Source organism: Pseudovibrio ascidiaceicola (genome assembly GCF_900114245.1).
GTDB classification, from domain to species: domain Bacteria; phylum Pseudomonadota; class Alphaproteobacteria; order Rhizobiales; family Stappiaceae; genus Pseudovibrio; species Pseudovibrio ascidiaceicola.
Map to the genome: position 1 here is coordinate 314,930 of NZ_FOSK01000008.1, position 9,656 is coordinate 324,585.

General features: G+C 50.0%; 9 protein-coding genes. 7 read left to right on the forward strand and 2 right to left on the reverse strand.

Translation table 11 applies throughout. The features are described 5' to 3' along the window. The first annotated feature begins 6 nt into the window (after positions 1 to 6). A complete protein-coding gene (locus BM231_RS16890) occupies positions 7 to 564 on the forward strand; it encodes a hypothetical protein (protein WP_093521144.1) in 558 nt (185 codons plus the stop codon). A 1-nt stretch (position 565) separates the two neighbouring features. Next, positions 566 to 1,876, forward strand: a complete 1,311-nt coding sequence (locus BM231_RS16895; protein ID WP_093521146.1) for a hypothetical protein — start codon at positions 566 to 568, stop codon at positions 1,874 to 1,876. 393 nt (positions 1,877 to 2,269) lie between these two features. Here the strand turns inward: BM231_RS16895 and BM231_RS16900 are convergent, their stop codons facing one another. Next, on the reverse strand, positions 2,270 to 2,476 hold the full coding sequence (locus BM231_RS16900; RefSeq protein ID WP_093521148.1) for a hypothetical protein: 207 nt from the start codon (positions 2,474 to 2,476) through the stop codon (positions 2,270 to 2,272). Here BM231_RS16900 and BM231_RS16905 point away from each other — a divergent pair. The 5 genes from BM231_RS16905 (at position 2,475) to BM231_RS16925 (ending at position 8,520) form a co-directional block, all read left to right on the forward strand. Continuing rightward, on the forward strand, positions 2,475 to 2,735 hold the full coding sequence (locus BM231_RS16905; protein WP_057462081.1) for a DUF4212 domain-containing protein: 261 nt from the start codon (positions 2,475 to 2,477) through the stop codon (positions 2,733 to 2,735). The genes BM231_RS16900 and BM231_RS16905 overlap by 2 nt on opposite strands. A 14-nt stretch (positions 2,736 to 2,749) precedes the next feature. Beyond that, positions 2,750 to 4,537, forward strand: a complete 1,788-nt coding sequence (locus tag BM231_RS16910; RefSeq protein WP_093521150.1) for a sodium:solute symporter family protein — start codon at positions 2,750 to 2,752, stop codon at positions 4,535 to 4,537. Positions 4,538 to 4,642: 105 nt separating this feature from the next. After that, positions 4,643 to 6,472: a DUF294 nucleotidyltransferase-like domain-containing protein gene (locus tag BM231_RS16915; protein WP_093521152.1), complete on the forward strand. Its 1,830-nt coding sequence runs from the start codon at positions 4,643 to 4,645 to the stop codon at positions 6,470 to 6,472. A 114-nt stretch (positions 6,473 to 6,586) separates the two neighbouring features. After that, positions 6,587 to 7,108: a hypothetical protein gene (locus BM231_RS16920; RefSeq protein WP_093521154.1), complete on the forward strand. Its 522-nt coding sequence runs from the start codon at positions 6,587 to 6,589 to the stop codon at positions 7,106 to 7,108. Next, positions 7,108 to 8,520: a 3'-5' exonuclease gene (locus tag BM231_RS16925; protein WP_093521156.1), complete on the forward strand. Its 1,413-nt coding sequence runs from the start codon at positions 7,108 to 7,110 to the stop codon at positions 8,518 to 8,520. The genes BM231_RS16920 and BM231_RS16925 overlap by 1 nt, the downstream gene beginning before the upstream one ends. Positions 8,521 to 9,329: 809 nt before the next feature. On the opposite strand, the gene BM231_RS16930 is transcribed toward BM231_RS16925, so the two are convergent. Next, the coding region (locus BM231_RS16930) for an IS3 family transposase (protein ID WP_139226360.1) at positions 9,330 to 9,656 on the reverse strand (327 nt) is incomplete at its 5' end.

Here is a 9,656-nt window from a genome sequence, read left to right on the forward strand (position 1 = left end):
CTGATCGTGGTGAGAGTACTTTATGCAATACTGATGTCTTTGTTTGTAGCAGGTCAGGCTCATGCCTATTCTTATGCAGCCGCTGGCAAAGAGCCTCTGATTGATGCGCGGGAAGCCATTTTTAAAGCAGTAAACGCCGGGGACTTTGAAGCGGCAAAACAAGCTGCGAGCGAGATCTCGGAGGAATTAACATATCTAACAGCTGACTATGACCACGGGCTCTCCGGGGCGTTTGAAAAGGCTTTAGCCTCTCAAGATACAGCTACAATCGCTGCTGCGATTAATCGAGCATTAGTTGCGGAAATTGCCCGTCGCTTACAAGCTGGCGCCGAGAACCTGAAAGATTATCAGACTGCCAAAGTTCTTGTTGTGAAATCAAAACGTTTCTTCGATGCAATGGCCGGGGATTTACCCGGTGAGCAACGTCAAGCCGCAGATGAAAGCCTTCGCAAAGCACTCGAAGCAATTGGAAATCCGGGTGTCTTTGGGGTTGGAAAGCGAGATGCCGATCCTGCTGCTTATAGCGCTGCTGTTGAAGATGTTCTGAAGGCGTTGGCAAACTAAGATGTTGCGATTTGGCTGGGGGACAGCCCTCTTTTGCTATGCGGTTTTATCCATCTGGTTGCTCCGCCATACACCAAGCATCCCCAGCGATGATGCGTACTTCTTTGTTAATGGCACACTCCGCTTCAGCGTGCTTGAGTTTAGGCCTCACTTTCCGGGGTACCCGGGATTTATTTTACTGAGCAAACTACTTGTTTTGATGGGTTTGAGCGCTAAGCAAGCGGTCTTTTATCTAAGTTTGTTTTCGGCACTATTCTTACCACCGCTTGCAGCTTGGACGGCAAAAGCGTGGGGTGCATCTCATACAAGTACATTGCTCGCCTTCTTTGCAGTTTTGACACAGCCGTTCCTTCCACTCGTTGGTCTGAGCATGATGAGCGATGCAACTGGCATCGCATTCTTTCTTATAGCCCTAGCTTTTATGGGTAGAGGCAAACACACCAGAGCAGGGTGCTTTGCGGGTTTTGCTCTGGCGTGCAGGCCATCGTTTATTGCTCCAATTGCTCTGGCTTTGCTCTTTGAGTGGTATTTAAAAAAAGACGCCCGCCTAAAACTCCTTATCGCAGGCACCGGAACACTACTCGTGTTCTTCGGAGGCGTATTCCTTCTGGAAGGCAAGGCCTATTTGATTGAAGCCCTACGGTTCACCGAAGGCCATTTCTCCGTCTGGGGTAACACATCCTTTGAGCAAACTCTTGAAAGAGATAGCTGGCTGGATGCCCTTGCAAAAGAACCCGTCGCATTTGCAAGCTTGATCTTACTCACCCTAATGACTGCCCTTGCTGTCCCAACCCGCCCCAAACTCACACCATTGCTCATAGCAGCAACAACAGCCGTACTCTGGACACTCCTTGCCCAGAACCCAGAAAACCTCCGCCATGTGCTCCTTCCAGCTATTTTGCTGGTGATTTGGTTGGTGAGTTTGAGCCAAAGGCCCATCACCCTTTCCCTGCTAACTATTTCAATCCTACAGCTTGGCTTATGGTCACAATTGTTATCTCAAACGCCTACAATATCACCACTTGCGCAAGCTACACATTATCTCAGCACACAATCTTTTAGCTTGTTGGTAACAAACCGCGGTGTCTACTATTTACGAGAGCAGCTATCTCAATATCGTATTCTGGATATGTATTACGCTGACAATGTGGAGGCTCAGGTATCTGCTTTAGGTGAATATCAGATCTGGAAATTGTCTACTTCAGCTTCAGAAAATAGGTGGTGTGGGAATCAAAACATGTTCGAAGGACGAGTTTTCGGTGAAAGAAAATTGTATATTTTGGGGCTTTGCTCAAGGAGAGGGAGTGATTGACGGTCATGTAGGACACTCAATGGTCATCGGATGATGTCATGGTTCCATAATTTTATAGTTATTTGTAGTCCAGACAGAGTAATTAAATACATTCCTTAGATACAAATTTGCCCTACAAAGGTCGTCATCCTGCAAGTAGTTTCAAAGTCTTTGGTTGTAATACATAAGTATTCTCTACGTAAGTAGGCGTGTACAAGTTGGGTGGGGGGGCACAAACTGGGTGTTGAAGGTGGCTGTGTGGGAGTAGTAAGAGGATCTTGTGATAGCTCAGTTCCGACTTTGGGGAGCTGACGCAACGCTCTCTTGATGAAGTGGGGCGGGTTTAAGAGAGCAAGTGGCTAGCTGTGTAAGCCTGCGAGCTCGAAACTCCAAGCAAAGGGAAAGCTTAGTTCCTCAAAAGTAGTGACGTTTTTGATGGGATTCTACGTCACCTGAGCGGCTTTTCTTGATGGAGTTTGTTAGACCAAACGAGATCCACAGATACTCTCCAAGCCAGCTGACCAGTGGGAGGTACTGGTCATCAACAGCAAATCCAGTTTGAGATTTGGGGGCATATGCCGTCCGGTTGAATTTCAACCGGCCCAAACGGGAGGAGAGCATGTCAGATAACTCATCCAACAACGCGTATTGGGCTGCCAATATGCGTATCATCAAAATAAGCCTCGTTATATGGGCTCTGGTCTCGTTCGGGTTTGGCATTTTGCTGCGCCCGCTGCTGAGCGGTATTCGTGTTGGCGGCACTGATCTGGGGTTTTGGTTCGCACAACAGGGCTCCATTCTGGTCTTCCTGGCGATCATCTTTTTCTACGCCTGGCGTATGAACCGTCTCGACCGTGAACACGGTGTTGAAGAAGAATAGGGGCTTTTCAGATCATGGATCAGTTTACTATCAATTTGCTATTTGTAGGCAGCTCCTTTGCGCTCTACATCGGCATCGCGATCTGGGCCCGTGCGGGTTCCACATCTGAATTTTACGCTGCAGGTCGCGGGGTCCATCCAGTCACCAACGGTATGGCGACTGCGGCTGACTGGATGTCTGCGGCATCCTTCATTTCCATGGCTGGCCTTATTGCCTTTACCGGCTATGACAACTCATCTTTCCTGATGGGCTGGACAGGCGGCTATGTGCTTCTGGCGCTGCTTCTTGCTCCGTATCTGCGTAAGTTCGGCAAGTTCACCGTCTCTGAGTTTATTGGTGATCGTTTCTATAGCCAGACCGCTCGTATCGTTGCTGTGGTTTGCTTGATTGTGGCGTCAACCACCTATGTGATCGGTCAGATGACGGGTGTTGGTGTTGCGTTTGGCCGCTTTCTGGAAGTTGACAACACAACAGGCCTGTTGATCGGCGCTTGTGTTGTGTTTGCTTACGCTGTGTTCGGCGGCATGAAGGGCGTTACCTATACGCAGGTCGCTCAGTATGTGGTGCTGATTACCGCTTACACCATCCCAGCTGTTTTCATCTCGCTGCAACTGACAGGAAATCCAATTCCAGGTCTTGGTCTGTTCGGCAATGACGTTGCAAGTGGCGAGCCGCTTCTGACTAAGCTGGATCAAGTGGTAACTGAGCTTGGCTTCAACTCATACACATCGAACAATGCTGACACCTTCAACATGGTGCTGTTCACGCTGTCCCTGATGATTGGTACTGCGGGTCTGCCTCATGTGATCATGCGCTTCTTCACAGTACCAAAAGTGGCTGATGCTCGTTGGTCCGCAGGTTGGGCGCTGGTGTTCATTGCACTGCTTTACATCACGGCTCCGGCAGTTGGCGCGATGGCACGTCTCAACATCACCGATATGATGTGGCCGAACGGCGGCGTTAACGGTGGTGCAGTAGAAGTTCAGCAGATTCAGAACGATCCGAAGTATGATTGGATGCATACATGGCAGAAGACAGGTCTTCTGGCTTGGGAAGACAAAAATGATGATGGCAAAATCCAGTACTACAACGACAAGAATGCCGATATGCAGGCACTTGCCGGTGAAAAAGGCTGGGTTGGAAATGAGCTGACAAAGTTCAACCGTGACATCCTCGTGTTGGCGAACCCGGAAATCGCAAACCTTCCTGGGTGGGTGATTGGCCTAGTGGCGGCAGGCGGTCTGGCAGCAGCGCTGTCAACGGCTGCAGGTCTCTTGCTCGCAATTTCCTCTGCGGTCAGTCATGACTTGATCAAGGGGGCCATTAAGCCATCAATCTCAGAAAAGAGTGAGTTGATGTCTGCCCGAGTGGCCATGGCGGTTGCGATTATTGTGGCGACCTATCTGGGGCTTAATCCTCCTGGCTTTGCGGCACAAACGGTGGCACTGGCCTTCGGTCTTGCAGCAGCATCCATCTTCCCTGCGCTGATGATGGGGATTTTCTCAACCCGCATCAACAACACTGGCGCTGTTGCTGGCATGTTGTCTGGTCTGGTTGTGACGCTTGTTTACATCTTCCTGCACAAGGGTTGGTTCTTCATTCCAGGGACTGCCAGCTTCTCTGATGCTGATCCGCTGCTTGGAACGATCAAATCCACATCGTTCGGTGCGATTGGTGCGGCTGTGAACTTTGCCGTTGCCTACTTTGTTGCAGGCATGACGAAGGAAACACCTCAGGTGATCAAGGACCTTGTTGAGAGCGTTCGTATCCCTCGTGGGGCCGGTGCAGCTCAGGACCATTGATAACTGACGCGGGTTGCTGAACCTTAGTCACCCGCTGTCTTTCGATCCTGTCCTGCCCGGCCTATGCTGGGCAGGACTTTATTTCTTCTAGCTGAAGGCGGAACCATGCCTCTTACATCAGAGCAAGTCCTGCAGTTTCTGAAATCCGTGCATCCCTATGATGCTCTTCCAGAGACGGATCAAGAGGCATTGTCTCATCAGGTAACTGTTTGGGAGCGTGTGCACGGCGCTGGTATCTATGAGTTGGGAGACCAACTGCCGGGGCTCTTCCTCATCTACGATGGCGGCGTTGAAATCCGTGATAAGAATGATGCCGTTATCAGCCGTCTCGGCATCCGCAACTCGTTTGGAGAGCGTGGACTGTTTTTGGATGGACGCGCGGTCACATCCGCAAAAGCTGGTGAACCAACCGTTCTTTTGGTGCTCCCGCCAGCACTACTGACAGAGTTGATTGCAGCGCATCAGCCCGTCGCTCGGTTCTTTGATCGAACACAAAAGCCGCGGACCCGCGAAAATGACTTAGCCGCCATTCCAATTGAATCGTTCATGGCGCCCAACCCGGTGACCTGCCGACCTGACGATACAGTACAACATGCAGCTCAGCAGATGAGGGATGCTCGCGTTTCTTCGCTTTGCGTGACAGATGCAAAAGGCGGGCTGATTGGGATCATCACGGTGCGAGATCTCTCCTTCAAGGTTTTGGCCTCTGCTTTATCAGTTGAGACACCGGTTGAAGCCGTCATGACAGCTAATCCCATAGTGCTTGCCCCATCAGCCATTGGGTCAGATCTTTTGCACTTAATGATGGAACGCCGTATTGGGCATGTCCCAATCGTGGAGGGTGAGCGTCTCGTTGGCATGGTGACGCAGACGGATCTGACGCGGTTTCAGGCCATCAGTTCAGCAGAATTGGTCAGCGAAGTTGCTAAGGCCAAGGATGCCTATGACATAGCAAGGGTAACGGCCCGGATTCCAAACCTGCTGGTGCAACTGGTGGCTGGTGGCAGTCGGCACGAAATTGTGACGCGATTGATCTCTGATATTGCGGATGCTGCAACGCGTCGCCTGCTGATGCTGGCAGAAGAAAAGCTTGGCCCTCCGCCGGTTCCCTACCTCTGGCTTGCCTGCGGTTCGCAGGGACGCCGCGAACAGACTGGTGTCAGCGATCAGGACAATTGCCTGTTTTTGGATGATCGCGTCACTGACGAACAGCGGCTTGGGTACTTTGCGGATCTCGCTAAGTTTGTATGTGATGGACTGAACACCAGCGGTTACATCTACTGCCCCGGTGACATGATGGCGACCAACTCTCGCTGGTGTCAGCCATTGTCTGTTTGGAAAACATATTTCGAAGGATGGATCAACAAACCGGATCCTGAGGCGCAGATGCTCAGCTCGGTTATGTTTGATCTCAGGCCGATTGGCGGTGAGGCCTCTCTCTTTGAAGACCTGCAAGCACAAACACTGGAAGCCTCGAGCAGAAATTCAATTTTTGTCGCACACATGATCAGCAACTCGCTGAAACATACGCCTCCACTAAGCTTATTGCGTGGGTTGGCGACGATCCGTTCGGGTGAGCACAAAAACACATTAGATATGAAACACAATGGTGTGGTTCCGGTGGTTGATTTGGCACGCATCTATGCATTGCAAGGACAAATCGGTGCCGTGAATACTCGTGCCCGGCTGGAAGAGGCCCGTGAAACAGGGCAGCTGAGCAAATCCGGCGCAGGAGATCTTCTGGATGCCTATGACCTGATTGCTGAGACGCGAATTCAACATCAGGCCGATCTGGTCAAACAAGGGTCTCACCCGGATAACTTTCTACAACCATCAGGCTTGTCAGATTTTGAGCGATCTCACGTCCGTGATGCGTTTGTTGTGGTCAAAACCATGCAGTCAGCCATCGGGCATGGCCGTGGAATGCTGAGTTAGAGCAAATTCCAGAGCGCGATACGTGAATGTTAAAGAACGTAACGTGCTCTGCACCAATAATAAAACAAGGCTGGGGCGAAACAAAAGCGACCACAGCCACTTGGGAGGAATAACATGTTTCTTGAATTGATCGGGACCTTCATTGCAGGCGTTGCTGGAGCTGGTCTTGTGATGTTGATCAATCATGTTCTTGGCGGGCGCCTGCCGCGCTGGTTTGCGCCAGTTGCTGCCGGTGCAGCCATGCTGCTGGCAACAATCTCGAGCGAATATAGCTGGTTTTCACGCACCAAAGAAACACTGCCTGAGGGCTTAATTATTGCTGAAACTGTAGAAAGCAAAGCCTTCTATCGTCCGTGGACCTATCTGTATCCCTTTACGGAAAGATTTGTTGCCATTGATACGGCCACGATCCAGACACACCCAGAACAGCCGGGTCTGAAGCTGGCACAGGCTTATTTCTTTGGCCGCTGGTCACCAATAAACAAACTTCCTGTACTCACTGATTGCACCTCCAGCCGACGAGCAGCGCTGGCTGACGGCATCACTTTTGAGAAGGGGGGAAGCGTCTCTGGGGCTCAGTGGGTTTCGGTGCCGGAGAATGACAGGATCACCTCAACAATATGTGGAGCGGGATAATGTTGACAGGTCTCAGTTTGCGATTTCGGATTTTCCTCTTGTTCGCGGGTGTCGCCGCAGCAAGCTGTGCCGTCGTCGGAGCTGCGCTTTACTTCGGATACACCCGTATTACGGACACAACACCGGCCTCGGGTTTCTTGTTGGCTGGTATACTATCCACCTTCGGTCTTCTCGCGATCTCGGTCAGCATCTGGCTGTTGTTTGACGAAAATGTTGCCAAACCAGTTCAACGGCTCTCCGCTGCCATTCGTACAACAGCCCATGCAAACGTTGATGCCTCAATTGATCTGGAAGAGGCCAAATATCTCGGTGACCTCGCCCCTGCGGCCCATGCAGTTGCCTGGCGCTTAACCAATGACAGTGCAGACACAGAAGAGTTGGTTTCTGATGCAACGGCGCAGCTCGCGAGTGAGCGCGAACAGCTCGCCTTGCTCTTAACTGAGATCCCCGTTGCCATCGTACTCGTAAGTCCTGCACACAAAATTATGCTTTATGACGGGCAAGCTGCAGACATTCTCGGGCAGGTTCATGTCCCACGTTTGAGTGCAACGATCTTTGACTATTTTATCGAAGAAGAGTTGCGTGCTGCCTATGACCAGCTGATCGAACTCAGAACAGAAATTGCTGTTGATGTGAAAGGTGCCCGTGGCAACCTCAATTTTCAATTGCGCCTTAAAAAGCTTAGAGGCATGTCGGGCTATATGATCCTGATTGACGATGCGACCGCACGGATCGCACCAGAGGCTCCGCGACCACTGATTTATGACTTTGAGGCCGCCCAGCACCATTTTGAAAAGGAAATTGAGGAGCGTTCACTACGTGATCTGAATTTCGTTGTTTTTGATACGGAAACAACTGGCCTGATGCCGAACAAGGACGACATTGTCCAGATTGGTGCCGTGCGGGTCGTCAACGGACGTATCATTCCCGGTGAAACAGTGGACCAACTCGTCAATCCGGGCAGACCCATTCCGGCTGCCTCAACCGGAGTTCACCGGATCACGGATGACATGGTTGCGGATGCTCCCGACCCGATCACTGCAATTTCAGAGTTTCATGCCTTTGCCAAAGACTCTGTCATCGTCGCTCACAACGCACCATTCGACATGGCATTTCTACACCGATACGGTCATCTGTCCGGCCACGCCTGGGACCATCCTATCCTTGATACCGTGCTCTTATCAGCTGTCGTTTTCGGCGCAGATCAGGTGCACACTCTCGACGCCCTTTGCACGCGCCTCGGCATAGAAATCCCCGCAGCCCTGCGCCACACAGCCCTCGGCGACGCCCAAGCCACCGCCCAAGCCCTCTGTAAACTCCTCCCCCTCCTATCCTCCCACGGCTTCAACACCTTCGGAGACGTCATTGAGCAGACGAGGAAACATGGCCGGTTGTTGAAGGATATGAACTAAGATGGTAAGAAGAGTGATACTTAATTTAGCTTGAAGCAGTGTTGGTACAACCAAACTAAGAGTAGATTAGCATTTTTTCTAGGCTTCAAAGTCAACTGGTTTTGAGTTGCAGATGATGACGAATAGTCATGTGTCCTTTATTGCTCAGTATTGCACCTTAGAAAAACACTCTCGCCGAATGATGCTTGCAGAAGAGAGGAGCTTGCCCTGATAAATTTTGCAATGCTTGCTGCATGTATTCGTACCGAAATCTGCGATGGAGAAAACTCCCAATTTGACCTTTTATCGACCTACACAAAGGAAAACTAGAAATTTCTTACTATGCTGAAAACAGCCCAAAATGCCGGTTTATGAGTGGCAGATAGATCGCACTTGTGCTTGGCCTGTAAAGCTAGGAGTTTTGTTTCGTCAGAATAAGAGTTGCACCGACTTAGACGAGTTCTGCTTGAAACGATATAATAGAGTTTCCATGATGTGCCAAGGTCAAAGGAGCCTGAAAAAAGCACTGTACTAAGACAAGCAATAATCGAAGGGTTGATTTGGTTCTGTTGTTTTTCTCTTGTTCAAGATTTATTTTAAGGAAAGTTGTGTTGTATCATGTGTAACCAGTTTCATTCGATTTGGTTATTGCAGATGTATTATTACATAATCGAAATTAAGTAATTCAGGATTTCCTTATTGAACTTAATATTGTCCTGTAGTTTTGGTCTTCGTCTCTATATTTGGGTGGAAACAGATTTTGGGGATCAATTTGGATTTAAAAAAATAAAAATTGTTGCTGTACTTATGTATAGTTGAGGTGGAGTGGCCTATGAAAAGTGGAGAGCCTTTTGCTCAATATTTCTTTTCTGTCTCTCAAACACGATTGGTGATTGATAACCTAACGCCGGGTGTCGCCGGGTTGGATTGTAAAAGCCCTCTATGTAAACGCCAAGTGCCTTTTCTGCCTCCTGACGGGTTTGAAAAGCAGTTCGCCACAACATTTCGGCCTTGATGGTCTTGAACACGGTCTCCACCATGGAATTGTCGAAGCAGTTTCCTTTTCCGCTCATAGAAGGAGTGATATTGTGCCTCGATAAAAGCCGCTGATAAGCATCGGAGCAGTACTGGCTACCCCTGTCTGAATGATGTATGAG

Coding starts and splice junctions, on each gene's coding strand:
- BM231_RS16925 (WP_093521156.1), top strand. CDS start 7,108: ATGTTGACAGGTCTCAGTTTGCGATTTCGGATTTTCCTCTTGTTCGCG.
- BM231_RS16900 (WP_093521148.1), bottom strand. CDS start 2,476: ATGCTCTCCTCCCGTTTGGGCCGGTTGAAATTCAACCGGACGGCATAT.
- BM231_RS16915 (WP_093521152.1), top strand. CDS start 4,643: ATGCCTCTTACATCAGAGCAAGTCCTGCAGTTTCTGAAATCCGTGCAT.
- BM231_RS16905 (WP_057462081.1), top strand. CDS start 2,475: ATGTCAGATAACTCATCCAACAACGCGTATTGGGCTGCCAATATGCGT.
- BM231_RS16920 (WP_093521154.1), top strand. CDS start 6,587: ATGTTTCTTGAATTGATCGGGACCTTCATTGCAGGCGTTGCTGGAGCT.
- BM231_RS16910 (WP_093521150.1), top strand. CDS start 2,750: ATGGATCAGTTTACTATCAATTTGCTATTTGTAGGCAGCTCCTTTGCG.
- BM231_RS16895 (WP_093521146.1), top strand. CDS start 566: ATGTTGCGATTTGGCTGGGGGACAGCCCTCTTTTGCTATGCGGTTTTA.